General features: G+C 64.9%; 32 protein-coding genes and 1 riboswitch. Of the genes, 7 read left to right on the top strand and 25 right to left on the bottom strand.

Annotated elements, in window-relative coordinates; genetic code table 11:
- Positions 1 to 6: 6 nt before the first annotated feature.
- From rpsE to rpsL, 23 genes are all read right to left on the bottom strand, one after another.
- Positions 7 to 735: a 30S ribosomal protein S5 gene (rpsE, locus tag IAG41_RS14490; RefSeq protein WP_262408674.1), complete on the bottom strand. Its 729-nt coding sequence runs from the start codon at positions 733 to 735 to the stop codon at positions 7 to 9.
- Positions 736 to 737: 2 nt separating this feature from the next.
- The gene (gene rplR / locus IAG41_RS14485; RefSeq protein ID WP_187729685.1) at positions 738 to 1,097 is read right to left on the bottom strand and encodes a 50S ribosomal protein L18; all 360 of its coding nucleotides are present in this window, start codon (positions 1,095 to 1,097) and stop codon (positions 738 to 740) included.
- Positions 1,097 to 1,630 (bottom strand): 50S ribosomal protein L6, encoded by a 534-nt coding sequence (gene rplF, locus IAG41_RS14480; protein WP_187729364.1) that lies wholly within the window; start codon positions 1,628 to 1,630, stop codon positions 1,097 to 1,099. The genes rplR and rplF overlap by 1 nt, the downstream gene beginning before the upstream one ends.
- On the bottom strand, positions 1,630 to 2,025 hold the full coding sequence (gene rpsH, locus IAG41_RS14475; RefSeq protein WP_086128654.1) for a 30S ribosomal protein S8: 396 nt from the start codon (positions 2,023 to 2,025) through the stop codon (positions 1,630 to 1,632). Before rpsH ends, rplF begins: the two co-directional genes overlap by 1 nt.
- Before the next feature lie 11 nt (positions 2,026 to 2,036).
- Positions 2,037 to 2,342: a 30S ribosomal protein S14 gene (rpsN, locus tag IAG41_RS14470; RefSeq protein WP_187729363.1), complete on the bottom strand. Its 306-nt coding sequence runs from the start codon at positions 2,340 to 2,342 to the stop codon at positions 2,037 to 2,039.
- Between the two features lie 19 nt (positions 2,343 to 2,361).
- On the bottom strand, positions 2,362 to 2,946 hold the full coding sequence (rplE, locus tag IAG41_RS14465; RefSeq protein WP_187729362.1) for a 50S ribosomal protein L5: 585 nt from the start codon (positions 2,944 to 2,946) through the stop codon (positions 2,362 to 2,364).
- On the bottom strand, positions 2,939 to 3,256 hold the full coding sequence (rplX, locus tag IAG41_RS14460; protein WP_187729361.1) for a 50S ribosomal protein L24: 318 nt from the start codon (positions 3,254 to 3,256) through the stop codon (positions 2,939 to 2,941). The genes rplE and rplX overlap by 8 nt, the downstream gene beginning before the upstream one ends.
- Complete coding sequence (gene rplN, locus IAG41_RS14455) at positions 3,256 to 3,624, bottom strand: 50S ribosomal protein L14 (protein WP_187729360.1); 369 nt, start codon at positions 3,622 to 3,624, stop codon at positions 3,256 to 3,258. Before rplN ends, rplX begins: the two co-directional genes overlap by 1 nt.
- A 62-nt stretch (positions 3,625 to 3,686) precedes the next feature.
- Positions 3,687 to 3,953: a 30S ribosomal protein S17 gene (gene rpsQ / locus IAG41_RS14450; protein ID WP_187729359.1), complete on the bottom strand. Its 267-nt coding sequence runs from the start codon at positions 3,951 to 3,953 to the stop codon at positions 3,687 to 3,689.
- Between the two features lie 11 nt (positions 3,954 to 3,964).
- Positions 3,965 to 4,171: a 50S ribosomal protein L29 gene (gene rpmC, locus IAG41_RS14445; protein WP_187729358.1), complete on the bottom strand. Its 207-nt coding sequence runs from the start codon at positions 4,169 to 4,171 to the stop codon at positions 3,965 to 3,967.
- A 5-nt stretch (positions 4,172 to 4,176) separates the two neighbouring features.
- A complete protein-coding gene (rplP, locus tag IAG41_RS14440; RefSeq protein WP_187729357.1) occupies positions 4,177 to 4,608 on the bottom strand; it encodes a 50S ribosomal protein L16 in 432 nt (143 codons plus the stop codon).
- 16 nt (positions 4,609 to 4,624) lie between these two features.
- Positions 4,625 to 5,332: a 30S ribosomal protein S3 gene (gene rpsC / locus IAG41_RS14435; protein ID WP_187729356.1), complete on the bottom strand. Its 708-nt coding sequence runs from the start codon at positions 5,330 to 5,332 to the stop codon at positions 4,625 to 4,627.
- A complete protein-coding gene (rplV, locus tag IAG41_RS14430) occupies positions 5,332 to 5,709 on the bottom strand; it encodes a 50S ribosomal protein L22 (RefSeq protein ID WP_187729355.1) in 378 nt (125 codons plus the stop codon). Before rplV ends, rpsC begins: the two co-directional genes overlap by 1 nt.
- Complete coding sequence (rpsS, locus tag IAG41_RS14425; RefSeq protein ID WP_029936458.1) at positions 5,709 to 5,984, bottom strand: 30S ribosomal protein S19; 276 nt, start codon at positions 5,982 to 5,984, stop codon at positions 5,709 to 5,711. Before rpsS ends, rplV begins: the two co-directional genes overlap by 1 nt.
- A 5-nt stretch (positions 5,985 to 5,989) precedes the next feature.
- Positions 5,990 to 6,841 carry a 50S ribosomal protein L2 gene (rplB, locus tag IAG41_RS14420; RefSeq protein WP_187729354.1) on the bottom strand — a complete coding sequence of 284 codons (852 nt, stop codon included), beginning with the start codon at positions 6,839 to 6,841 and terminating at the stop codon, positions 5,990 to 5,992.
- 4 nt (positions 6,842 to 6,845) lie between these two features.
- Positions 6,846 to 7,160 (bottom strand): 50S ribosomal protein L23, encoded by a 315-nt coding sequence (locus tag IAG41_RS14415; protein WP_187729353.1) that lies wholly within the window; start codon positions 7,158 to 7,160, stop codon positions 6,846 to 6,848.
- Positions 7,153 to 7,776: a 50S ribosomal protein L4 gene (rplD, locus tag IAG41_RS14410; protein WP_187729352.1), complete on the bottom strand. Its 624-nt coding sequence runs from the start codon at positions 7,774 to 7,776 to the stop codon at positions 7,153 to 7,155. Before rplD ends, IAG41_RS14415 begins: the two co-directional genes overlap by 8 nt.
- Before the next feature lie 2 nt (positions 7,777 to 7,778).
- The gene (gene rplC, locus IAG41_RS14405; protein ID WP_187729351.1) at positions 7,779 to 8,645 is read right to left on the bottom strand and encodes a 50S ribosomal protein L3; all 867 of its coding nucleotides are present in this window, start codon (positions 8,643 to 8,645) and stop codon (positions 7,779 to 7,781) included.
- A gap of 272 nt (positions 8,646 to 8,917) precedes the next feature.
- Positions 8,918 to 9,229 (bottom strand): 30S ribosomal protein S10, encoded by a 312-nt coding sequence (rpsJ, locus tag IAG41_RS14400; RefSeq protein ID WP_034161642.1) that lies wholly within the window; start codon positions 9,227 to 9,229, stop codon positions 8,918 to 8,920.
- Between the two features lie 156 nt (positions 9,230 to 9,385).
- On the bottom strand, positions 9,386 to 10,576 hold the full coding sequence (tuf, locus tag IAG41_RS14395; protein WP_187729350.1) for an elongation factor Tu: 1,191 nt from the start codon (positions 10,574 to 10,576) through the stop codon (positions 9,386 to 9,388).
- A gap of 78 nt (positions 10,577 to 10,654) precedes the next feature.
- The gene (fusA, locus tag IAG41_RS14390) at positions 10,655 to 12,730 is read right to left on the bottom strand and encodes an elongation factor G (protein WP_187729349.1); all 2,076 of its coding nucleotides are present in this window, start codon (positions 12,728 to 12,730) and stop codon (positions 10,655 to 10,657) included.
- A gap of 80 nt (positions 12,731 to 12,810) precedes the next feature.
- On the bottom strand, positions 12,811 to 13,281 hold the full coding sequence (rpsG, locus tag IAG41_RS14385; RefSeq protein WP_187729348.1) for a 30S ribosomal protein S7: 471 nt from the start codon (positions 13,279 to 13,281) through the stop codon (positions 12,811 to 12,813).
- A 56-nt stretch (positions 13,282 to 13,337) separates the two neighbouring features.
- Positions 13,338 to 13,709 (bottom strand): 30S ribosomal protein S12, encoded by a 372-nt coding sequence (gene rpsL, locus IAG41_RS14380; RefSeq protein WP_029936467.1) that lies wholly within the window; start codon positions 13,707 to 13,709, stop codon positions 13,338 to 13,340.
- Positions 13,710 to 14,073: 364 nt separating this feature from the next.
- Here rpsL and IAG41_RS14375 point away from each other — a divergent pair, with 364 nt between their 5' ends.
- Positions 14,074 to 14,517, top strand: a complete 444-nt coding sequence (locus IAG41_RS14375) for a polymer-forming cytoskeletal protein (RefSeq protein WP_187729347.1) — start codon at positions 14,074 to 14,076, stop codon at positions 14,515 to 14,517.
- Positions 14,518 to 14,555: 38 nt separating this feature from the next.
- Here IAG41_RS14375 and IAG41_RS14370 read toward each other — a convergent pair whose 3' ends face one another.
- Together IAG41_RS14370 and IAG41_RS14365 are read right to left on the bottom strand one after the other, a co-directional pair.
- Positions 14,556 to 15,149: a DUF4142 domain-containing protein gene (locus tag IAG41_RS14370; protein ID WP_187729346.1), complete on the bottom strand. Its 594-nt coding sequence runs from the start codon at positions 15,147 to 15,149 to the stop codon at positions 14,556 to 14,558.
- A 55-nt stretch (positions 15,150 to 15,204) separates the two neighbouring features.
- Positions 15,205 to 15,630: an MAPEG family protein gene (locus IAG41_RS14365; protein ID WP_187729345.1), complete on the bottom strand. Its 426-nt coding sequence runs from the start codon at positions 15,628 to 15,630 to the stop codon at positions 15,205 to 15,207.
- Between the two features lie 66 nt (positions 15,631 to 15,696).
- Between IAG41_RS14365 and IAG41_RS14360 the strand changes: the two genes are divergently transcribed.
- From IAG41_RS14360 to IAG41_RS14335, 6 genes are all read left to right on the top strand, one after another.
- Positions 15,697 to 16,161, top strand: a complete 465-nt coding sequence (locus IAG41_RS14360; RefSeq protein WP_316251159.1) for a GFA family protein — start codon at positions 15,697 to 15,699, stop codon at positions 16,159 to 16,161.
- Positions 16,162 to 16,195: 34 nt separating this feature from the next.
- A riboswitch (cobalamin riboswitch) is annotated at positions 16,196 to 16,387 on the top strand.
- Positions 16,388 to 16,502: 115 nt separating this feature from the next.
- Complete coding sequence (locus IAG41_RS14355; protein WP_187729344.1) at positions 16,503 to 18,371, top strand: TonB-dependent receptor plug domain-containing protein; 1,869 nt, start codon at positions 16,503 to 16,505, stop codon at positions 18,369 to 18,371.
- Positions 18,371 to 19,192 (top strand): ABC transporter substrate-binding protein, encoded by an 822-nt coding sequence (locus tag IAG41_RS14350; protein ID WP_187729343.1) that lies wholly within the window; start codon positions 18,371 to 18,373, stop codon positions 19,190 to 19,192. Before IAG41_RS14355 ends, IAG41_RS14350 begins: the two co-directional genes overlap by 1 nt.
- Entirely contained in the window at positions 19,189 to 20,160 is a 972-nt protein-coding gene (locus IAG41_RS14345; protein ID WP_187729342.1) for a FecCD family ABC transporter permease, read from the top strand. Before IAG41_RS14350 ends, IAG41_RS14345 begins: the two co-directional genes overlap by 4 nt.
- Positions 20,151 to 20,930: an ABC transporter ATP-binding protein gene (locus IAG41_RS14340; RefSeq protein ID WP_187729341.1), complete on the top strand. Its 780-nt coding sequence runs from the start codon at positions 20,151 to 20,153 to the stop codon at positions 20,928 to 20,930. The genes IAG41_RS14345 and IAG41_RS14340 overlap by 10 nt, the downstream gene beginning before the upstream one ends.
- 84 nt (positions 20,931 to 21,014) lie before the next feature.
- Positions 21,015 to 22,514, top strand: a complete 1,500-nt coding sequence (locus IAG41_RS14335) for a CoA-acylating methylmalonate-semialdehyde dehydrogenase (protein WP_187729340.1) — start codon at positions 21,015 to 21,017, stop codon at positions 22,512 to 22,514.

Below are 22,514 nucleotides of genomic sequence, written 5' to 3'. Positions count from 1 at the left end.
GATCGATTACTCCGCGATCGCGGCCGCATCGGCCTCGGCGGTGTTCGAACCGCCACGGCCGAGCAGGTCGGCGATCTTCTTGCCGCGCCGCTGAGCGACCGACTTCGGCGAAGTCTGCTCGTTCAGCGCCTCGAAGGTGGCGCGGATCATGTTGTAGGGGTTCGACGTGCCGACCGACTTGGTCACGACGTCCGCAACACCCAGCGACTCGAAGATGGCGCGCATCGGGCCACCTGCGATGATGCCGGTGCCCTGCGGCGCCGAACGCAGCGTCACGCGGCCTGCGCCGAAGTGACCGTTGCCGTCATGGTGCAGCGTGCGGCCTTCCTTGAGCGGAATGCGGACCATCGCCTTCTTGGCAGCCGCGGTCGCCTTCGAAATGGCTTCCGGCACTTCGCGCGCCTTGCCATGGCCGAAGCCGACACGGCCCTTGCCGTCGCCCACGACAACGAGTGCCGCGAAGCCGAAGCGCTTGCCGCCCTTCACCGTCTTCGAGACGCGGTTGATGTGAACCAGCTTCTCGATCAGCTCTTCGCCGCCGTCGTCCGGACCACCGCGACGATCGTCGCGACGGCCGCCACGGTTGCCGTCACGGCCGCCGCGGTTCTGACCGCCGCCGCCCGGGCCGCCACGGCCACGGCCGCCACGCGGACCACGACCCTGCTGCTCGGGAGCTGGCTGACCGGCGTCCTGCGCCTCGACCGGTGCGTCGGTCGTGTTGATTTCATCGGCCATTCTTAGAACTCCAATCCGCTCTCGCGCGCGGCATCCGCCAGCGCCTTGACGCGACCATGGTAGAGGAAGCCGCCGCGATCGAAGACGACCTGCGTGATGCCGGCGGCCTTGGCGGCCTCGGCGACGCGCTTGCCGACGTCCTGCGCGGCCTCGACGGTCGCGCCGGCCTTGCCGCGCACGTCCTTGTCGAGCGTGGAGGCGGCGGCGACGGTCTTGCCTGCGGCATCGTCGATCACCTGGGCATAGATATGCTTGCCCGAGCGATGGATCGAAAGACGCGGACGACCGGCGCCACGGCTACGCAGCGCAGTGCGGTTGCGGCGACGACGCTTCTCGAAAAGCGAGAGACCCTTGGTGCTGATCACTTCTTCTTCCCTTCCTTACGGAAGATGAACTCGCCGTCGTACTTGATACCCTTGCCCTTATAGGGCTCGGGCTTGCGCCAACGGCGAATTTCCGCGGCCACCTGGCCGACCTTCTGCTTGTCGATGCCCGAAATCTCGACCGTGGTCTGATCGGGCGTCTTGATTTCGATACCCTCGGGGATGTCGAAATTGACGTCGTGCGAATAGCCGAGCTGGAGCTTGAGCACCTTGCCCTGCGAGTTCGCGCGATAACCGACGCCGGTGATGAGCAGCTTCTTCGAGAAGCCCTCGGTCACGCCGGTGATCAGGTTCTGCACCATGGTGCGCTGCATGCCCCAAAAGGCACGCGCAGCCTTGGTCTCGTTGGCCGGCTGCACCGAAATGCCGCCGTCCTCAAGCGTGTAGCTGATCTCGCTGCGCAGCGGGAGCGAAAGGGCACCCTTCGGGCCCTTCACGTTCAGCACGCCGCCGTCGATCGTCGCGGTGACGCCGCTCGGAATCGACACTGGCTTTTTACCAATGCGGCTCATCAGAACACCTCCGCGAGCACTTCGCCGCCGACATTCTGCTCGCGCGCTTCCGCGTCGGACAGAACGCCGCGAGGCGTCGAGACGATCGTGATGCCCAGGCCGTTGCGGACCCGCGGCAGCTCCTGGCTGCCCGAATAAACGCGGCGGCCGGGCTTCGAGATGCGCGCGACATGCTTGATCGCAGGCTGGCCCTCGAAATATTTCAGCTCGATGCGGATGCCCGCGGCGGGGCCCATCTGCTCTTCGCTATAGCCACGGATATAGCCTTCGCGCTGGAGCACATCGAGAACACGGGCACGCAACTTCGAAGCGGGCGTGAGGACGGAGTCCTTGCGCGCACGCTGGCCGTTGCGGATGCGGGTGAGCATATCACCCAGGGGATCGGTCACTGCCATTGTCGTGATCCTTACCAGCTCGACTTCGTGAGACCCGGAATCAGGCCCTTGTTGGCCAGATCGCGCAGCATCACACGTGCGAGACGGAACTTGCGGTAATAGGCGCGCGGACGGCCGGTGAGCTCGCAACGATTGCGAATGCGGGTCGGGTTACCGTTCCGCGGGATCTCAGCCATCTTCAGACGCGCCATGAGACGCTCGGTCTCATCGACGCTCTCATCGTTCGCGATCGCCTTCAGCTTCGCATACTTGCCTGCATACTTCTTCGTAAGCAGCTTGCGACGCTCGTTCTTGTTGATCGAACTCAGTTTCGCCATGACTTAAGTTCTTCCTTCCTTACGCCGCCTGCTTCGCTTCGCCGTCCGCATCCTGCGGGAACGGGAAGCCGAAGAGACGGAGAAGCTCGCGAGCCTCGTCGTCGGTCTTTGCGGTGGTGGTCACAATGATGTCCATGCCGCGCACCTTATCGATGCGGTCATAGTTGATCTCGGGGAACACGATCTGTTCCTTGATGCCGCAGGCATAATTGCCACGGCCGTCGAAGGACTTCGGGTTCAGGCCACGAAAATCGCGGACGCGCGGGAGCGCGATAGTCACGAAGCGATCGAGGAACTCGTACATGCGCTCGCGGCGAAGGGTAACCTTGCAACCGATCGGCATGCCCTCGCGCAGCTTGAACTGTGCGATCGACTTCTTCGCCTTGGTGACGACAGGCTTCTGGCCGGCGATCAGCTCCATTTCCTGGGCTGCCTGCTCGACCTTCTTCTTGTCCTGGGTCGCTTCACCAACGCCCATGTTCAGCGTGATCTTGTCGATCCGCGGAATTTCCATCACGTTCTTGTAGCCGAACTTCTCGGTCATCGCCTTGGCGATTTCCGTGTCGTACTTCGACTTCATGCGCGGGATATAATTATCAGCCATTGATGACCTCCCCGGTCTTGACGGCGACGCGAACCTTCTTGCCGTCACGGGTCTCGAAACGAACGCGGGTCGCCTTGCCGTCCTTGGTCACGTGCGCGACCTTGGAGACATGCATCGGCGCTTCCGAACGCTCGAGGCCACCCTGCGGGTTGCCCTGGCTCGGCTTCTTGTGGCGGACCGCCACGTTCACGCCGGAGACGACGACCTTGTCGGCCTTCGGCAGCGACTGGATGACATCACCGGTCTTGCCCTTGTCCTTGCCGGACAGGACGACGACCCGGTCACCCTTCTTGATCTTCGCGGTAGCCATCACAGCACCTCGGGAGCGAGCGAAATGATCTTCATGAAGCCGCGCGTACGCAGCTCGCGAACCACCGGCCCGAAGATACGGGTGCCGATCGGCTCCTCGTTCTTGTTGACCAGCACGGCGGCATTGCCGTCGAAACGGATCACCGAGCCATCGGCGCGGCGAATGTCCTTGGCGGTGCGGACGATGACGGCACGATGGACGTCACCCTTCTTCACGCGGCCACGGGGAGCAGCTTCCTTGATGCTGACGACAATGACGTCGCCCACACCGGCAAAGCGGCGCTTCGAGCCGCCCAGCACCTTGATGCACTGCACCCGCTTCGCGCCGCTGTTGTCAGCGACGTCGAGATTGGACTGCATCTGGATCATCGATCCGGTTCCTTCTCGTTCGGCCTACCGGGACTTGTCGCCCGGCGGTTCCAGTTAAAAGTTCAGGCTTCCGCCTTCGCCGGCGTCGCGTGGGTGTTGACCCGCTCGACAACCTTCCAGGTCTTCAGCTTGGAAATCGGCGCAGTCTCTTCGATGCGCACGGTCTCGCCGGCCTTATACTCGTTGCCCTCGTCATGGGCGTGATACTTCTTCGAGCGACGGATGATCTTGCCATAGAGCGGGTGCTTAACCTTACGCTCCACGAGCACGACGACCGTCTTGTCGCCCTTGTCGGAAACCACGTTCCCGGTCAGCACGCGCTTCGGCATGGTCTCGTTCCTTACTTCGCAGCCGAGCGCGAGCGCTCGTTCTGCAGCGTCTTGATGCGGGCGATGTCGCGACGGACTTCCTTGACCCGGCTCGGCTTCTCAAGCTGGCTCGTGGCAGCCTGGAAACGCAGGTTGAACGCCTCGCGCTTCAGGTTGCCGAGCTGCTCGCCCAGCTGATCCTCGGTCTTCGTCCGTAGGTCTTCGATCTTCTTTGCCATGACCCTTAACCCTCCAGGTGCGAGGTATCGCCGAGGCGAGCCACGACCTTGACCTTGATCGGCAGCTTCATCGCCGCGCGGCTGAACGCTTCCGCCGCGAGCGGGCCGGGAACGCCGTCCAGCTCGAACAGGATGCGGCCGGGCTTGACGCGGGCTGCCCAATATTCCGGCGAACCCTTGCCCGAGCCCATGCGGACTTCGGCCGGCTTCGACGAGATCGGAACGTCCGGGAAGATGCGGATCCACAAGCGACCCTGGCGCTTGATGTGGCGCGTGATCGCGCGGCGAGCCGCTTCGATCTGGCGTGCGGTGATCCGCTCCGGCTCCATCGCCTTCAGGCCATAGGACCCGAAGTTCAGCGTAGTGCCACCCTTGGCGTCGCCATGGATGCGGCCCTTGAAGGCCTTGCGGAACTTGGTGCGCTTCGGTTGCAACATTGTTCTGTCCTAACCCTTAGCGGCGGTCGTCGCGCGCCGGGCGAACGCCCGAGGTCTGCGATTCCATATTGAGCCGGTCCTGCGACATCGGATCATGGCCGAGAATCTCGCCCTTGAAGATCCAGACCTTCACACCGCACACGCCATAGGCGGTGTGGGCTTCGGCCGTCGCGTGATCGATGTTCGCGCGCAGCGTGTGGAGCGGAACGCGGCCTTCGCGATACCATTCCGAGCGGGCGATCTCGGCGCCGCCGAGACGGCCGCCGCAGTTGATCCGGATGCCCTCGGCACCGAGGCGCATGGCCGACTGCACCGCGCGCTTCATGGCGCGGCGGAAGGCGATGCGGCGCTCCAGCTGATCGGCGATGCCCTGGGCGACGAGCTTGGCGTCGACTTCCGGCTTGCGGATCTCGACGATGTTCAGGCTCACATCCGAGCTGGTCATCGAAGCCAGCGTCTTGCGCAGCTTCTCGATGTCCGTGCCCTTCTTGCCGATGATCACGCCGGGGCGCGCGGCATAGATGGAGATGCGGCACAGCTTGGCCGGGCGCTCGATCACCACCTTCGAGATCGCAGCCTGGGGCAGCGTCTTGATGATGTACTGGCGGATCTTCAGATCCTCCAGCAGAAGGCGGCCATAGTCGGCGCCCTCGGCGTACCAGCGGCTGTCCCAGGTGCGGTTGATCTGCAGCCGAAGCCCGATCGCGTTGCTCTTGTGACCCATTATGCTTCTTCCTGCTCGCGGACGACGATGCGAAGACGGCTGAATGGCTTCAGAATGCGGGTGGACTTGCCACGGCCGCGGGTCGCGAAGCGCTTCATCGTGATCGACTTGCCGACCGACGCCTCGGCGACGACGAGCGCGTCGACATCGAGGTTGTGGTTGTTTTCCGCATTGGCGATGGCCGAAGCCAGAACCTTGCGCGCGTCCACAGCCATCGCCTTCTTCGAGAAAGCGAGGATGTTCATCGCGTCGCCGGCCTTCTTGCCGCGGATCAGGCCCGCGACGAGATTGAGCTTCTGCGCCGAACCGCGGATCTGCGTGCCGACCGAGAGAGCCTCGTTATCAGCGACGCGGCGGGGTGCCTTATCCTTCGACATTAGCGCTTACCCTTCTTGTCGGCAGCGTGGCCGGGGAAGAAGCGCGTGGGCGCGAACTCGCCGAGCTTCATGCCGACCATGTCCTCGTTGACCGACACCGGCACGAACTTGCGGCCGTTGTAGACGCTGAAAGTCAGGCCGACGAAGTCCGGCAGGATCGTCGAGCGGCGCGACCAGGTCTTGATCGGCGCACGCGCGTTGGTTTCCTGCGCGGTCTGCGCCTTCTTGAGCAGATGGAGGTCCACGAACGGACCCTTCCAGACGGAGCGAGCCATGGCGGTTAGCCCTTCTTCTTGGCGTGGCGCGAACGGATGATCATCTTGTCCGTCGCCTTGTTGTGGCGGGTGCGCGCACCCTTGGTCGGCTTGCCCCACGGGGTGACCGGATGACGGCCGCCCGAGGTCCGGCCTTCACCACCGCCGTGCGGATGGTCGACCGGGTTCTTGGCGACGCCGCGGGTCAGCGGACGCTTGCCCAGCCAGCGATTACGGCCGGCCTTTGCGAGGTTGGTGTTCTGGTTGTCCGGGTTGGACACCGCACCGATCGTCGCCATGCAGTTCGAGTGGATGTAGCGCTGCTCGCCCGAGTTCAGGCGGACGATCACCATGCCGCGATCGCGGCCGACGACCTGCACATAGGTGCCCGCCGAACGTGCGATCTGACCACCCTTGCCCGGCTTCATTTCCACATTGTGGACGATAGTGCCGACCGGCATCGAGCCCAGCTCCATGGCGTTGCCCGGCTTCACGTCGGTCTTCTTCGACGCGATCACCTTGTCGCCGACAGCAAGGCGCTGCGGCGCGATGATGTACGCGACGTTGGCCTTGCCCTCGGGGGTGTCGCCATAGTTGATCAGCGCGATGAACGCGGTGCGGTTGGGATCATATTCGATCCGCTCGACCGTGCCCTCGACATCCCACAGGCGGCGCTTGAAATCGACGATGCGATAGCGCTGCTTGTGGCCGCCGGCGATGCCGCGCGACGTCACATGACCCTTGTTGTTGCGGCCACCGGTCTTGCGCTTGCCTTCGGTAAGCGCCTTGACCGGACCGCCCTTGTGGAGGCCCGAACGGTCGACGAGGATCAGGCCGCGGCGGGCCGGAGACGTCGGATTATAATTCTTGAGTGCCATCGCCTCAGATTCCCGTCGTCACGTCGATCTGGTCGCCATCGGCGAGCGTCACGATCGCTTTCTTGATGTCCGAGCGCTTGTAGGGAGCACCCTTCCACTTCTTGGTCTTGCCCTTCTGGACGATCGTGTTGACGCCAGTGACCTTGACCGAGAACAGCGCCTCGACGGCGGCCTTGATCTCGGGCTTGGTGGCGTCGCCGGCGACCTTGAACACAACCGCGTTGTGCTCGGAGACGAGCGTCGACTTCTCGGTGATGTGCGGCGCGACGATCACGTCATAGTGACGGTTGTCGACTACCTTGGTGGGCTTCTTAGCCATTGAAGCGCGCCTCCAGCTTCTCGACGGCAGCGCGGGTGAGAACCAGCGTGTCGTGCTTCAGGATGTCGTAGACGTTGGCGCCCTGGGCCGGCAGCACGTTGATCGTGTGCAGGTTGCCGGCGGCCAATGCGAAGCTGTTCTCGACGGTGTCGCCGTCGATCACCAGGGTCTTGCCCAGGCCAAGCTTCTCGAAGTTGCCCTTCAGAGCCTTGGTCTTGGCGCCGTCGACCGTCAGATTGTCCATGACGATCAGCGAACCGGCCTTGGCATGGCTGCTGAGAGCCATCTTGAGGCCGAGCGCGCGGATCTTCTTGTTCAGCGACGGATTGAAGTCGCGGACGCGGGCACCGTGAGCCTTACCACCGCCGATGAAGACGGGAGCGCGGCGATCGCCGTGACGTGCGGTACCGCCGCCCTTCTGGCGACCGAACTTCTTGCCGGTGCGGGCGACATCGGCACGCTCGCGGGTGCCACGAGCGGTCTCGCGGCGCTTCTCGAGCTGCCACGTGACGACGCGGTGCAGGATATCGGCACGCGGCTCGACGGCGAAAACCGCGTCGTTGAGCTCGATGTCGCCGCTAGCCTTGGCGTCGAGGGTTTGAACCTTGATCTTCACGCTCAGCCCTCCTGGCCGGTTGCAGCGGCGTCGCCGTTCGTGGCGCCGCTGATTTCGGCATCGCTCTGACCGGCGCCGTGGGCGTCGGCTTCGGCAACGCCAGCTGCGACTTCTGCTGCGCTCGGCAGCGGAGCCAGCTCGTGCACTGCACCTTCCTCGACTTCAGCGATGTGATGCTCTTCGCCAGCATGCTTCGGATCGCGGATGCCGGCCGGGAACGGCGCATCGGCGGGACGATCGATCTTTATCGAGTCCTTGACGAACAGCCAGCCGCCCTTCGAGCCAGGGACCGAGCCCTTGACGAAGATCAGGCCGCGCTCGACGTCGGTGCCGACGATCTCGAGATTCTGCTGGGTGCGGAACTTGTCACCCATGTGACCGGCCATCTTCTTGTTCTTGAAGACCTTGCCCGGATCCTGGCGCTGACCGGTCGAACCGAGCGAACGGTGCGAGACCGAGACGCCGTGGGTGGCGCGCAGACCGCCGAAGCCCCAGCGCTTCATGCCGCCCTGGAAGCCCTTGCCCTGGGTCTTGCCCTGGATGTCGACATACTGGCCAGCGACATAATGCGCGGCCGAGATCTCGGCGCCCACTTCGAGCAGGCCGTCCGCGTCGACGCGGAATTCGTGCACCACGGCCTTGGGCTCCACTTCGGCCTTGCCGAAATGGCCGCGCTGCGGCTTGGCGACATTCTTGCTCTTCGCCGTGCCGGCGCCGAGCTGGACGGCAGTATAGCCGTCACGATCTTGTTCGCGGATGGAGACGACCTGCAGGCCTTCGAGGCTCAGGACTGTGACCGGCACGTGGCGGCCATCGTCCTGGAACAGGCGGGTCATCCCCAACTTCTTCGCGATCACGCCAGTGCGCATGATCAAATGCTCCCATACAGAGGCACCCTCGGGACTATTCCCTCGGGTGCGTGCCTCAGCCCAAAATATGATGCGAGCCCCCGTCTGGGCTGAACCCTGCCGAAGCGGGGTGACGGGGGACGCAGACCCGGTTCTCCGTGAGGAGGCCGGCGGTATCCCTATCTCGTGTGAGCCTCTGGCTCAGCGCCCTTGCGTTGGATCGGGATGATCCGGTCGAGGGACGATGCGAATCTCTTAGAAGAGCGTCGCGAATCTCGTGTGGAGGCGGCGCATTACGCCAGCTTTATCTCCACGTCAACGCCAGCAGCAAGGTCCAGCTTCATCAGCGCGTCGACCGTCTGCGGGGTCGGCTGAACGATATCCAGCATACGCTTGTACGTGCGGACCTCGAACTGCTCGCGCGACTTCTTGTCGATGTGCGGACCACGGTTGACCGTGAACTTCTCGATGCGCGTCGGCAACGGGATGGGACCACGGATCAGGGCGCCGGTACGTCGGGCGGTGTCGGCGATGTCGCCGGTCGCCTGATCGAGCACGCGGTGATCGAACGCCTTCAGGCGAATGCGGATATTCTGCGTTTCCATGGTACCTGCCGATGCGAAAGAGCGGGCCTCGTACGCGAGGCTCTTGCTGTTCAAACCCAAAACTGGAGGCGCGCCATTACAGGCGCCCTCATAAAAAAGCAACCGCCCGACACCCCTTTTTCTTCGGGGTGCCGGGCGGCTGTTTTCTTACTTAGCTTACTTGTCGATGCCGCTGACGACGCCGGCGCCGACGGTGCGGCCGCCTTCGCGGATCGTGAAGCGCTGGCCGACGTCCATGGCGATCGGCGCGATGAGCTTGATGCCCAGCGCGACGTTGTCGCCCGGCATCACCATCTCGGTGCCGGCCGGCAGCTCAACGGTGCCCGTCACGTCGGTCGTGCGGAAGTAGAACTGCGGACGATAGTTGGCGAAGAACGGCGTGTGACGGCCACCTTCGTCCTTCGACAGCACGTACACTTCCGACTGGAAGTCGGTGTGCGGCTTGATCGAGCCCGGCTTGCAGAGAACCTGGCCACGCTCGACTTCGTCGCGAGCGACGCCGCGGATCAGCGCGCCGACGTTATCGCCAGCCTGGCCCTGGTCGAGCAGCTTGCGGAACATCTCGACGCCCGTGACGGTCGTCTTGCGGGTGTCGTGGATGCCGACGATCTCGACTTCCTCGCCAACCTTGATGATGCCGGTCTCGACGCGGCCGGTGACGACCGTGCCGCGACCCGAGATCGAGAACACGTCTTCGATCGGCATCATGAACGGCTTGTCGAGCGGACGCTCGGGCTGCGGGATGTACTCGTCGACCGCCTTCATCAGCGCGAGCACCGATTCGGCGCCCAGCTTGGTGTCGGAGCCGTCAAGCGCCTTCACGGCCGAACCCTGGATGACGGGGATGTCGTCGCCCGGGAAGTCGTACGAGCTGAGCAGCTCGCGGATTTCCAGCTCAACGAGCTCGAGGATCTCGGCGTCGTCGACCAGATCGACCTTGTTCATGAACACAACCATCGCCGGCACGCCGACCTGACGGGCGAGCAGGATGTGCTCGCGAGTCTGCGGCATCGGGCCGTCGGTGGCCGAAACGACCAGGATCGCGCCGTCCATCTGGGCGGCACCGGTGATCATGTTCTTCACATAGTCGGCGTGGCCCGGGCAGTCGACGTGCGCATAGTGGCGGTTGACCGTCTCGTACTCGACGTGCGCGGTCGAGATCGTGATGCCGCGCTCGCGCTCTTCCGGAGCCTTGTCGATGTTGGCGAAGTCAACGGCGACACCGCCGCTGGTCTCGGCCAGAACCTTCGTGATGGCGGCCGTCAGCGACGTCTTGCCATGGTCGACGTGACCGATGGTGCCGATGTTGAGATGCGGCTTGTTCCGCTCGAATTTTGCCTTCGCCATTGTTTCCTACCTTCTAGATCAATTTCGCGGCCGGTCAGGGCGCCACGCGAACGCGGCCCCTTAGCGACTCATTTCGGATTACGCCAGCTTCGCCTTCACTTCGTCGGCCACATTCGCGGGCACTTCGTCGTAATGCGAAAACTGCATGCTGTACTGCGCGCGGCCCTGGGTGAACGAGCGGAGCTGGTTCACATAGCCGAACATGTTCGCCAACGGCACCATGGCTTCCACCGTCTGCGCATTGCCGCGCGTATCGGTGCCCTGGATCTGGCCACGACGGCTGTTCATGTCGCCGATGACGTCGCCCAGATAATCCTCCGGAGTGACGACCTCGACCTTCATGATCGGCTCGAGCAGCTTGATGCCGGCCTTCTGCGCCACTTCGCGCATGCAGCCACGGGCGCAGATTTCGAACGCGAGAGCGGACGAGTCGACGTCGTGGTACTTGCCGTCGACCAGCTCGACCGAGAAATCGATGATCGGGAAGCCGATCAGCGATCCGGTTTCCGCCGTCTCGCGCATGCCCTTCTCGACCGAAGGAATATATTCCTTCGGGACGTTGCCGCCCTTGACCGAATCGATGAACACGAAGCCCGAGCCACGCTCGCCCGGAGCCACCTTCACCTTGATTTCGGCGAACTGGCCCGAACCACCCGACTGCTTCTTGTGGGTGTAGGTGTGCTCGACCGGCTTGGCGAGATATTCGCGATACGCCACCTGCGGCGCGCCGACATTCGCCTCGACCTTGAACTCGCGCTTCATGCGATCGACCAGGATCTCGAGATGGAGCTCGCCCATGCCCTTGATGATGGTCTGGCCGCTTTCGGCGTCCGAAGACACGCGGAACGACGGATCCTCGCGCGCCAGGCGATTGAGCGCGACGCCCATCTTCTCCTGGTCGGCCTTGGTCTTCGGCTCCACCGACAGCTCGATCACAGGCTCGGGGAATTCCATCCGCTCGAGAATGATCGGCGCGTTGGCGGCGCAGAGCGTGTCACCGGTCGTGGTGTCCTTGAGGCCCGCCAGAGCGACGATGTCGCCGGCATAGGCTTCCTGGATGTCCTCGCGGCTGTTCGCATGCATCAGCAGCATGCGGCCGACCTTCTCCTTCTTGTCCTTCACCGAATTGGTGACGATCGAAGCGGCCTCGAGCTTGCCCGAATAGATGCGCGCGAAGGTCAGCGTGCCGACGAACGGATCGTTCATGATCTTGAACGCCAGCGCCGAGAACGGCGCTTCGTCCGAAGACGGGCGCTCGTCCGGGGTCACGCCATCGAGCTTGAGGCCCTGGATGGCGGGAACGTCGAGCGGGCTCGGCAGATAATCGACGACGGCATCGAGCAGGGGCTGGACGCCCTTGTTCTTGAACGCCGAGCCGCACAGCACGGGCACGAACGAGAAGTTCAGCGTACCCTTGCGGATCAGCTTCTTGAGGTCGGCCGAGCTCGGCTCGTTGCCCTCGAGATACGCTTCCATCAGGTCGTCGTCCTGCTCGACGGCCATTTCGATCAGTTCGGAACGCGCCTTCGCGGCCTTGTCGGCCAGCTCGGCGGGGATGTCCTGATATTCGAACTTCGCGCCCAGCGACTCTTCGAGCCAGATGATCGCGCGATTCTCGACCAGATCGACCAGGCCCTTGAAGCCGCCCTCGATGCCGATCGGGAGATACAGCACCGCCGGACGCGCACCGAGGCGGTCCTTGATCATGTCGACGCACATCTCGAAGTTCGCGCCGGTGCGGTCGAGCTTGTTGACGAAGCACATGCGCGGCACGTGATACTTCTCGGCCTGGCGCCACACGGTCTCGGACTGCGGCTCCACGCCGGCGACGCCGTCGAAGCACGCAACCGCGCCGTCGAGCACGCGCAGCGAACGCTCGACTTCGATGGTGAAGTCGACGTGGCCGGGGGTGTCGATGATGTTGATGCGGTGATCGTTCCAGAAGCACGTCGTGGCAGCCGACGTGATCGTGATCCCGCGCTCCTGCTCCTGCTCCATCCAGTCCATCGTCGCGGTGCCTTCATGCACTTCGCCGATCTTGTAGGACTTGCCGGTGTAATAGAGGATGCGCTCGGTCGTGGTCGTCTTACCGGCATCGATGTGGGCCATGATGCCGATGTTGCGATACATCGAGAGCGGATGGCTGCGGGCCATGACGTAGGTTCCTTAGCGATGTGGGGAGCCGTTTGCGGCGGCTCCCCAGGATATAGGTACGAAAGTTACCGGCGCCAGCGTTACCAGCGGTAGTGGCTGAATGCGCGGTTCGCTTCGGCCATGCGGTGCGTGTCTTCGCGCTTCTTCACGGCGTTGCCGCGATTGTTCGCCGCATCCATCAGCTCGCCCGAGAGGCGGGCCGACATGGTGTGCTCCGAGCGATTGCGCGCCGACGTGATCAGCCAGCGAATCGCCAGTGCCTGGGCGCGCTCCGGACGGACTTCGACCGGAACCTGGTAGGTCGCACCGCCGACGCGGCGGCTGCGGACCTCGATGCCCGGCTTGATGTTGTTCAGCGCATCGTGGAACACGCCGAGCGGTTCGCGCTTGGCGCGCTGCTCGACGGTTTCGAGAGCCGAGTAGACGATGCCTTCGGCGACGGACTTCTTGCCGTCCATCATGACCGAATTCATGAATTTGGTGAGAACCTCATCCCCGTAAACGGGATCAGGCAGGATTTCCCGCTTTTCGGGACGACGACGACGAGCCATTGGATCTTCCTTCTAAACTTCAGCCATTCGAGGGTCGGCTATGAAAGCCGACCGGCTTACTTCGGACGCTTAGCGCCGTACTTGGAACGCGACTGGCGGCGATCCTTGACACCCTGCGTATCGAGCACGCCGCGCAGGACGTGATAACGAACGCCGGGAAGATCGCGAACGCGGCCGCCGCGGATGAGCACAACCGAGTGCTCCTGCAGATTGTGGCCTTCGCCCGGAATATAGCTGATGACTTCGCGCTGGTTGGTCAGGCGGACCTTGGCAACCTTGCGCAGCGCCGAGTTCGGCTTCTTCGGGGTCGTGGTATAGACACGGGTGCAAACACCGCGCTTCTGCGGGTTCTGCTCCATCGCAGGGACCTTGGACTTGGCCTTCTGCGGTTCGCGGCCCTTGCGGACCAGCTGGTTAATCGTTGGCATGAAGCCCTTCACCTTATGTTACCGGAATTTTCCGGCGGTTACTTTGCTGGAGCCCAGACTCTACAGAATACGAAAAGGCCCCGGGTGTCTGCGACCCCCCGGGCCATTGCGTCTCCAGCAACGTTCAGCTCTTTGTTCCACAGGCGTTTTGCGGCCATAGGCCCGTCGCGGAACGGGGGCGCCTATAGCGTCGGGCCGGCCGCCGGTCAACCGCCCGGCAAGCGCATACGCCTCGACTCGGAACAGGCGTCCCGGACTTTCCCGCAATAGCAGTTGCGCACGGCTTTTTGGAGTCTGCCGCGGGCCTGCCCGCTATGCTAATCGGCGGTCAGGGATTCGGGACAGCCGATCGGGGAGCGCAACGATGTTCAACAGCAATCGCAGCCGCGACGACCGCAGCGCCGCGCCGGCGCCGCAAGCCGGGCCCAACGGCAAGCGCGGCATGTTCTCGGTGGTCGGCGCCGATGTGGTCGTCACCGGCAACGTTACCGCCACCGCGGACCTGCATATCGACGGGCGGATCGAAGGCGACGTCAATTGCGGCAACCTTGCCCAGGGCGCGGACAGCCAGATCTTCGGCAGCGTCACTGCCGAGACCGCGCGGATCGCCGGCACGATCGAGGGCGCAGTACGCGCCAAGCAGCTCACCGTCGAGCGGAGCGCGCGGATCATCGGCGACGTCGAGTATCAGTCGATCACGATCGAGAATGGCGGCCATGTCGAAGGCCGCATGAAGCATATCGGCGGCGGCGATTCGGCCACCGGCCCCCGCGCGGTTCCCACCGCCGCGAACGAAGAAGCCGCCTGAGACAATGAGGACGCCCCCGGACGGGCGCCCTCTCGCGGTCACATCGCCTTGATCTTGGCGAGGTGTGTCTCGACGACCTTCACGGTATCGCCGGCGAACTTGGCGAGCTCGAGCACGCCACCGTTGGCAGCATAGTCCTTCATCGCGGCCAGCGCCGTTTCGTGCGCGGCGATCTGCTGCGCCTTGTACTTGGCGTCGAAATCGGCGCCCTTGGCCTCCTTCAGCGCCGCAAGATTGGCTTCCTGTTCGGCGTTGAGCACCGGATTGGGCGTGACCGCCGGCTTTGCCTTGGCGGCCGCAGCCTTGAGCTTCGCCGTCGATTCGGTGTGGGCCGCGACCATCATCTTGCCGAAGTCCTTGAGGCCCTGGCTGGTCGCCTTGTCCTCGGCCAGCTTGCCGGCCTCGACCTCGTAATAGTCGCTGGCACCGGCGGCGTCGGCGAACTTCTGCGCGGGCGACGCCATAGTCATATGGTCCATCGCATTGTCGCTCACATTCTCGTCGGCGGGCATGTTCATCATGCTGTCGTCGGGCGTCGCATTGGTCACCGGACTTTCGGTGTTGTCGGCGCCACCGCATGCGGCGAGCGCGAGCGCTGGGGCCAGCCCCAACATCCATAAGTGCTTGTTCATGCAGGCATCCTCCTCGGGCCACTTGAACGCGCCGAGTCGCCCGCCGTTCCGCAGCTCACCGCGCGGCGGCAATATCCGCGGCGAAGCCGATCCACATCGCCATCAGCACCACGCAGGATCCGAGATAGAGCATGAAGCGCAGATTCACGTTCCGGACGACGATATGGATGAAGCTGTGCAGCGCCCGGAGCGCGACATAGATCCAGGCGAGCGTCACCTGGATATGGTTGCCGTGATGGGTAATCAGCAGCAGCGGCACCAGCGCGAAGAACAGCACCGGCATCTCGAACAGGTTGCGGAAATTATTCGCCGGCATCTCGACCGGCTGGAAATAGCGCAAGGCCGCCTCGCCGCTGGCGAAATCGCCCGCGCCCGGCGGGTTGCGCCGGATATGCCCGATCCGCTGGACGAACATCGTGAGCATCACCACCGCCACCAGCGCGACAAGCGCGAAGGTCGGCCACAATATATCGATCGGCATGACCCCTCCCCCGTTCTTGGCATTATGCTAGGCCGAGCGGCGATCATGTCCAGCGGGAGAGCGTAGGTGGAAGACTGGAAGCTGCCCTGGGAAGGCGGGTGCCGCTGTGGCGCGGTGCGCGTGCGGGTGACCCAGCCGCCGATGCTCACCTCCGCCTGCCATTGCACTGGCTGCCAGCGTATGACCGCGAGCGCCTTCTCGCTCACGCTCAACCTGCCCGCCCAGGGCTTCGAAGTGACCCAGGGCGAAACCGTGATCGGCGGGATCCACGGCGAACAGATCCACCACCATCATTGCGACAACTGCAAGAGCTGGGTGTTCACCCGCGTCGACGGGCTCGATTTCCTGGTGAACCTGCGCGCGACGATACTCGACGATGCCGGCTGGTTCAGGCCTTTCGCCGAATTCTGGACCAGCGAGAAGCTGCCTGGCGTCGAGACGGGCGCGGTGCACGGCCACCCGACCATACCGGAAATGGACGGATTCCAGCCCCTCATCGCTGCCTTTGCCGAGCATCCGATCCGTCCGTGAACCGTCGGGCTTGCCGCGGTGCGGCAAACGGGATTAGTGCGGACGCGTGATGGGTGTCCCCGCAAGGGGATGAAAAAGGGAACTCGGTTGAAACCCGAGGCTGCCCCCGCAACTGTAACCGGATAGCCGGCGTGCAACGATGCCACTGAAGCACCTGCTTCGGGAAGGCGGCACGTCCGGCAGCGACCCGGGAGCCAGGAGACCTGCCCGCCACAGTCGATTCCTTCGCGCGGGCGGGGTGCACCGGGCGGACGGGGAGAGGCGTGCCTTTTCCCGCGCGAGCGACACCAACCGGGTCGTCGCGCTTCCAGCATGGCGGCCCTTGAAAAGGGTGTCTTGCAATGAAGAAGCTGAAATTCCTCCTGATCGCGTCGGCAGCGTTGCTGCCGCCCACGATTGCCCATGCCCAGAACACATCCGAGCCGGTTGCGGCGAGTGACGACGATGACATCGTCGTGGTCGCCAGCGGCGTGCCCCAGCGGCTCGACCAGATCGCGCGCTCGGTTACCGTCTTCCAGCAAGCCGAGATCGAACAGCGCCAGACGGTCGTGCTCTCCGATCTCCTCGCCACCGTCCCCGGCGTAAACGTCGCGCGCAACGGCGGGCTGGGCACCACCACCGCGGTGCGCATCCGCGGCGCCGAGGCCGAGCAGACGCTCGTCCTGATCGACGGCGTGCGCGTCAACGATCCCTCCTCGCCCGGCGGCGCGTTCGACTTCGCCAATCTGCTCGCGGGATCGGCCGAGCGCGTCGAAGTGCTGCGCGGGCCGAACTCGGTGGTGTGGGGCAGCCAGGCGATCGGCGGCGTGGTCAACGTCGTGACGCAGGACGGCAGCGAGGGACTTCGCTTCCGCAGCAATGCCGAGGGCGGATCGTTCGGCACGTTCAACGGCACCGCGGGCGTTTCCGCGGGCAACGAGCGCATCTCGGGTGCGCTGACCGCGGGTTATCTCACCACCGACGGCATCTCGATCGCGGCGAACGGCACCGAGCCCGACGGCTATCGCCAGTTCGGCGCGACCGGGCGGCTGAACATCAAGCTGGTCGACAATGTCTCGCTCGACCTGCGCGGCTACTACGCCCATAGCAAGGTCGATCTCGATGGTTTCCCGCCGCCCGATTTCTCGCTGGCCGACACGCCCGAATATGCCAAGACGCAGGAGCTGTACGGCTATGCCGGCCTCATGGCCGATCTGCTGGGCGGCAAGTTCCGCAACCGGCTCGCCTTCACCATTGCCGACATCAACCGCGACAATTTCGACCCCACCCTCGCCAATCCGGTGACCTTTTTCGGGCGCGGGCGCAGCGAGCGCTACGAATATCAGGGCGATGCCCAGCTGGTGCAGGGCCTGCGCACCGTGTTCGGCGCGGAGCATGAGGAGAGCCGCTATTTCGACGGGGCGCTGCGCAAATCGACCGGCATCACCAGCTTCTACGGCCAGCTGATCGCCAATCCGGTTTCCTGGGCGAGCATCAATGCCGGCGTCCGCCACGACGATCACCGCGACTTCGGCAGCCGCACCACCTTTGGCGCGAGCGCGCTGATCGAGCCGATCGACGGCACACGCATCCATGGCAGCTATGGCGAGGGCTTCAAGGCACCGACGCTCTACCAGCTCTACAGCGATTTCGGCACGGCTACGCTGCACCCCGAAACCTCCAAGAGCTATGAGTTCGGCGCCGAGCAGCGCATCCTCCGGGGGGTGACCGCCAAGGCGACCTGGTTCCATCGCGATACGAACAACCAGATCGATTTCGACCTGGGCACCTTCACCTACGCCAATATCGCCAAGACCCGCGCCGAAGGCGTGGAGCTCGAATTGGTCGCCAATCCTGTCACCGGACTGTCGCTTCGCGGCGCCTATACGCACACCGATGCGCAGAACCGCTCGCCCGGCGCCAATTTCGGCAACGACCTCGCCCGGCGCCCACAAGACGCCGGCAGCTTCTCGGCCGACTATCGCTTCGGCTTCGGCCTGAGCCTGGGCGGCACCGTGCTGGCAGTGGGCGACAGCTTCGACGATGCGGGCAACTTCACCCGGCTGAAGGGCTATACGATCGTCGGCGTCCGCGCCTCGTATCCGGTCACCGACCAGATCGAGGTCTATGGCCGGGTCGAGAATCTGTTCGACAGGAAATACCAGACCGTCGCGAACTACGGCACGATGGGCCGCGCGGCCTATGGTGGCGTGCGGCTGAAGTTCGACTGATGCGGGGCGCCGCGCTCCTTTGCCTGATGGCCGCTGGATGCGCGGCGCCTCCGTCGCAGGGCGGCGGGGGCATCGTATCGATGAACCCCTGCGCCGACGCCGCTTTGATCGAGCTGGTGCCGCCGGCGCGGATCGCCTCGATCAGCCATTATTCGCAGGACCCGATGGCAACTTCGATCCCGCTCGATGTGGCCCGCCGCTTCCACGCCAATCGCGGCACCGCGGAGGAGATCATCGCGATGCAGCCCGATCTGGTTGTCGCCAGCAGCTTCACCTCGCCTTCGACCCGCGAGGCCTTCGCGCGGGCGGGTCTCAAGACGCTTTATCTCGACATGCCGGTGACTGCCGAACGCAGCAAGGAGCAGATGACCGAGCTTGCCGCCGCCGTGGGTGCGGTGGAGGCGGGCAAGGCAATCAACGCGCGGATCGACCAGGCGCTGGCCACCACGACCTGGCACGGCGCCAAGACCCCTGCCCTGCTGTGGATCGGCGGCAACCTGGTTTCGGGGAGCGGCACTCTGCTCGACGACATGATGACCCGCGCCGGCTTCTCCAACCATGCCGCGCACTACGGCCTCAAGTTCACCGGCTATCTCCCGATCGAGCATGTCGTCGCCGATCCGCCGCGGGCGATGCTCGTTCCCGACGAAGCCGGCCGCGACCAAAGCTCCCGCGCCAACCAGCTGCGGAGCGAGGCGCTCAAGCATATCGGCAGCAAGGTGACCCAGGCCGCCTTCCCACGCGCGCTGGTCAATTGCGGCGGACCGGTTATTCCAAGGGCGATGGCGCGCCTCGCCGCAATCCGCCGGAGCATCCAGTGAACCGCGCCCTTCTCCTTTCCGGCCTGACCCTGCTCGTCGCCTTGCTGTTCGCCGGGTCGCTGATGGCGGGCAAGGTGTGGGTGCCGTTCGATGCCTGGTTCTCGGACGATCCGCGCTGGTGGATCATCGCCGAATTGCGCCTGCCCCGTGCGATTCTCGGCCTCACCATCGGCGCCGGGCTCGGACTGACCGGCGCGGTACTCCAGGGCTATCTGCGCAATCCGCTTGCCGACCCTGCGGTAGTCGGCGTCTCAGCAAGCGCGGCGCTGGGCGCGGTGGCGGCGATCGTCCTGCTGGCCGCCAGCGCCCCGCTGGTGATCTTCGGCGCAGCAATGCTTGCCGCCGCCGGATCGATGCTTTTGCTGATCGGGCTCGCCTGGCGAGCCGAGAGCGCGGTGACCTTCATTCTCGCCGGGACGGTGCTCTCCAGCCTCGCGGCGGCGCTCACCGCCTTCCTGATCTCGATCGCGCCTAACCCGTTCGCCGTCGCCGAGATCATCGACTGGATCATGGGGGCGCTCACCGATCGCAGCTTCGCGGAGGCGAAACTCGCGGTGCCCTTCGTCGCGCTGGGATGTGTCATCCTGCTCTTCACCGGCCGCGCGCTCGACGCGCTGACATTGGGCGAAGACGCCGCGCGCTCGCTCGGCCTCAAGCTCCAGCGCACGCAACTGCTGATCGTGCTGGGCACCGGGCTGACCGTCGGTGCCAGCGTCGCGGTGACCGGCGTGGTCGGGTTCGTCGGGCTGATCGTGCCGCATCTGATGCGCCCGCTCACCGGCGCACGGCCTTCAGCGCTGCTGCTGCCGAGCGCGCTGGGCGGGGCGGCGCTGGTCCTTGCGGCCGACAGCCTGGTTCGCGTCGGCCCCGGCGCGACCGAGATCCGCCTCGGCGTCGCGATGGCGATGCTCGGCACGCCGTTCTTCTTCTTCCTTCTCCTCCGGATGCGGCGATCGGCATGGATCTGAGCTTTACCGATCTCGCCGTCAGCCTGGGCAACCGCGAGGTGCTGCAGGGCGTCAGCGCGGTCTTCCGGCCCGGCCGGGTGACCGCGATCCTGGGTCCCAATGGCTCGGGCAAGTCGACTTTGGTCAAGACGCTCGCGGGCCTGCTCGATCCGGATGCGGGAAAGGTCCAGCTCGGCACCCGGCTGCTCGGCCGCACCACGCCCGCCGAGCGCGCCCGCGCGATCGGTTATCTGCCGCAGGACCCGATGGTGCACTGGGACCTGCGCGTCGAGGATGTCGTCGCGCTGGGGCGGCTCCCGCACCGTGCGCCCTTTGCCGGCACGTCGGCAGCGGACCAGGAGGCGGTCGCCGCCGCGCTCGCCGCGACCGAGACGCAGAAGTTTCGGGATCGCACGATCACCCAGCTCTCGGGCGGCGAGCGCGCCCGCGTGCTGCTTGCCCGCGTGCTCGCCGGCCAGCCCGAATGGCTGCTGGCGGACGAACCGCTCGCCAGCCTCGATCCGGTCCACCAGCTCACTTTACTCGAGCAACTCCGCTTGCTCGCCGGCCAGGGCATGGGCGTGGTGATCGTGCTCCATGACCTCGTCCAGGCCGCCCGCGCCGCCGATGACGTGCTGCTCCTGAAGGACGGCAAGGTCGTCGCGTTCGGCCCCGCGAACGAGGCGCTGGCGCACCAGCCGCTGCGCGAGGCGTTCGGTGTCGAGGTGATGGTGATCGGCGACGATTCGGGCCGGCTGCTCCCCGTGCCGATCGGGCGCACCAAGGGCTGACAGCCGGCCACGGCTGTGCCATTGCGCAATTTAATTACAACGCGAGTCGGCGCCCGGGCGAGCGCCACCGCCAGGAGAGAGCGCATGCGTACCATCGATCATTTCATCGTCGGCCATTCGGGCGGCGGGGCGAGCCGGACCTCGGACGTGTTCGATCCGAACACCGGCCAGGTCCAGGCGCAGGTGCAGCTTGGCACCCAGGCCGAACTGGATCGCGCGGTGGCTGCCGCGCAGGCCGCGCAGCCGGCCTGGGCGGCGACCAACCCGCAGCGCCGCGCCCGCGTGATGTTCAACTTCAAGGCGCTGGTCGAGAAGAACATGGACGAGCTGGCGCACCTGCTGTCGTCCGAACATGGCAAGGTGATCGCGGACTCGAAGGGCGACATCCAGCGCGGCCTTGAGGTGATCGAATTCGCCTGCGGCATCCCGCACGTGCTGAAAGGCGAGTATACGCAAGGCGCGGGCCCCGGCATCGACGTCTATTCGATGCGCCAGCCGCTCGGCATCGGCGCGGGCATCACTCCGTTCAATTTCCCGGCGATGATCCCCTTGTGGATGTCGGGCGTCGCGATCGCCTGCGGCAACGCCTTCCTCCTCAAGCCCTCGGAGCGCGACCCCAGCGTACCCGTCCGCCTCGCCGAGCTGTTCCGCGAAGCCGGACTGCCGGAGGGCATCCTCCAGGTCGTGCACGGCGACAAGGAGATGGTCGACGCGATCCTCGATCATCCGGCGATCTCTGCGGTGAGCTTCGTCGGCTCGTCCGACATCGCGCATTATGTCTATCGCCGCGGCGTAGAGGCCGGAAAGCGCGTCCAGGCGATGGGCGGCGCCAAGAATCACGGCATCGTCATGCCCGATGCCGATCTCGACCAAGTGGTGGCCGATCTCTCGGGCGCCGCGTTCGGTTCGGCCGGCGAGCGCTGCATGGCGCTGCCGGTGGTGGTGCCGGTCGGCGACAAGACCGCCGATGCGCTCCGCGCAAAGCTGATCCCCGCGATCGAGAAGCTGCGGGTCGGCGTCTCGACGGACAATGATGCGCATTACGGCCCGGTGGTGAACGCCGCGCACAAGCAGCGGGTGGAGAACTGGATCCAGACTGGCGTCGACGAAGGCGCCGAGCTGGTGGTCGACGGACGCGGCTTCCAGCTCCAGGGCCATGAGCAGGGCTTCTTCATCGGGCCGAGCCTGTTCGACCGTGTCACCCCTGACATGCAGGCGTACAAGGAAGAGATTTTCGGGCCGGTCCTGCAGATCGTCCGCGCCCCCGATTTCGAGACCGCGCTGCGGCTTCCGAGCGAGCATCAGTACGGCAACGGCGTCGCGATCTTCACCCGCAATGGCCATGCCGCGCGCGAGTTCGCCGCGCGGGTCAATGTCGGGATGGTCGGCATCAACGTGCCGATCCCGGTGCCTGTCGCCTATCATACCTTTGGCGGCTGGAAGCGCTCGGCGTTCGGCGACACCAACCAGCACGGCATGGAAGGCGTGAAGTTCTGGACCAAGGTCAAGACCATCACCCAGCGCTGGCCCGACGGCGGAGTCGGCGATGCCGCCAACGCCTTCGTCATCCCGACCATGGGGTGA

It is taken from the genome of Sphingomonas sp. JC676, assembly GCF_014489075.1.
GTDB lineage: Bacteria > Pseudomonadota > Alphaproteobacteria > Sphingomonadales > Sphingomonadaceae > Sphingomonas.
The sequence above is the reverse complement of the archived record's forward strand: the minus strand, read 5'-3'. Positions and strand labels throughout refer to the sequence as shown.

Coding starts and splice junctions, on each gene's coding strand:
- rpsE (WP_262408674.1), bottom strand. CDS start 735: ATGGCCGATGAAATCAACACGACCGACGCACCGGTCGAGGCGCAGGAC.
- rpsL (WP_029936467.1), bottom strand. CDS start 13,709: ATGCCAACGATTAACCAGCTGGTCCGCAAGGGCCGCGAACCGCAGAAG.
- rpsH (WP_086128654.1), bottom strand. CDS start 2,025: ATGGCAGTGACCGATCCCCTGGGTGATATGCTCACCCGCATCCGCAAC.
- rplV (WP_187729355.1), bottom strand. CDS start 5,709: ATGTCGAAGGATAAGGCACCCCGCCGCGTCGCTGATAACGAGGCTCTC.
- rplC (WP_187729351.1), bottom strand. CDS start 8,645: ATGCGCACTGGCGTGATCGCGAAGAAGTTGGGGATGACCCGCCTGTTC.
- rpsJ (WP_034161642.1), bottom strand. CDS start 9,229: ATGGAAACGCAGAATATCCGCATTCGCCTGAAGGCGTTCGATCACCGC.
- tuf (WP_187729350.1), bottom strand. CDS start 10,576: ATGGCGAAGGCAAAATTCGAGCGGAACAAGCCGCATCTCAACATCGGC.
- IAG41_RS14350 (WP_187729343.1), top strand. CDS start 18,371: ATGCGGGGCGCCGCGCTCCTTTGCCTGATGGCCGCTGGATGCGCGGCG.
- rplX (WP_187729361.1), bottom strand. CDS start 3,256: ATGGCTACCGCGAAGATCAAGAAGGGTGACCGGGTCGTCGTCCTGTCC.
- rplP (WP_187729357.1), bottom strand. CDS start 4,608: ATGTTGCAACCGAAGCGCACCAAGTTCCGCAAGGCCTTCAAGGGCCGC.
- rpsG (WP_187729348.1), bottom strand. CDS start 13,281: ATGGCTCGTCGTCGTCGTCCCGAAAAGCGGGAAATCCTGCCTGATCCC.
- IAG41_RS14375 (WP_187729347.1), top strand. CDS start 14,074: ATGTTCAACAGCAATCGCAGCCGCGACGACCGCAGCGCCGCGCCGGCG.
- fusA (WP_187729349.1), bottom strand. CDS start 12,730: ATGGCCCGCAGCCATCCGCTCTCGATGTATCGCAACATCGGCATCATG.
- IAG41_RS14365 (WP_187729345.1), bottom strand. CDS start 15,630: ATGCCGATCGATATATTGTGGCCGACCTTCGCGCTTGTCGCGCTGGTG.
- rplB (WP_187729354.1), bottom strand. CDS start 6,841: ATGGCACTCAAGAATTATAATCCGACGTCTCCGGCCCGCCGCGGCCTG.
- IAG41_RS14370 (WP_187729346.1), bottom strand. CDS start 15,149: ATGAACAAGCACTTATGGATGTTGGGGCTGGCCCCAGCGCTCGCGCTC.
- rpsC (WP_187729356.1), bottom strand. CDS start 5,332: ATGGGTCACAAGAGCAACGCGATCGGGCTTCGGCTGCAGATCAACCGC.
- IAG41_RS14335 (WP_187729340.1), top strand. CDS start 21,015: ATGCGTACCATCGATCATTTCATCGTCGGCCATTCGGGCGGCGGGGCG.
- IAG41_RS14415 (WP_187729353.1), bottom strand. CDS start 7,160: ATGGCTAAGAAGCCCACCAAGGTAGTCGACAACCGTCACTATGACGTG.
- IAG41_RS14340 (WP_187729341.1), top strand. CDS start 20,151: ATGGATCTGAGCTTTACCGATCTCGCCGTCAGCCTGGGCAACCGCGAG.
- rpsS (WP_029936458.1), bottom strand. CDS start 5,984: ATGGCTCGCTCCGTCTGGAAGGGTCCGTTCGTGGACCTCCATCTGCTC.
- rpsQ (WP_187729359.1), bottom strand. CDS start 3,953: ATGCCGAAGCGCGTGCTGACCGGGAACGTGGTTTCCGACAAGGGCGAC.
- rplE (WP_187729362.1), bottom strand. CDS start 2,946: ATGGCTGATAATTATATCCCGCGCATGAAGTCGAAGTACGACACGGAA.
- rplN (WP_187729360.1), bottom strand. CDS start 3,624: ATGATCCAGATGCAGTCCAATCTCGACGTCGCTGACAACAGCGGCGCG.
- IAG41_RS14355 (WP_187729344.1), top strand. CDS start 16,503: ATGAAGAAGCTGAAATTCCTCCTGATCGCGTCGGCAGCGTTGCTGCCG.
- rpmC (WP_187729358.1), bottom strand. CDS start 4,171: ATGGCAAAGAAGATCGAAGACCTACGGACGAAGACCGAGGATCAGCTG.
- rplF (WP_187729364.1), bottom strand. CDS start 1,630: ATGAGCCGCATTGGTAAAAAGCCAGTGTCGATTCCGAGCGGCGTCACC.
- rpsN (WP_187729363.1), bottom strand. CDS start 2,342: ATGGCGAAACTGAGTTCGATCAACAAGAACGAGCGTCGCAAGCTGCTT.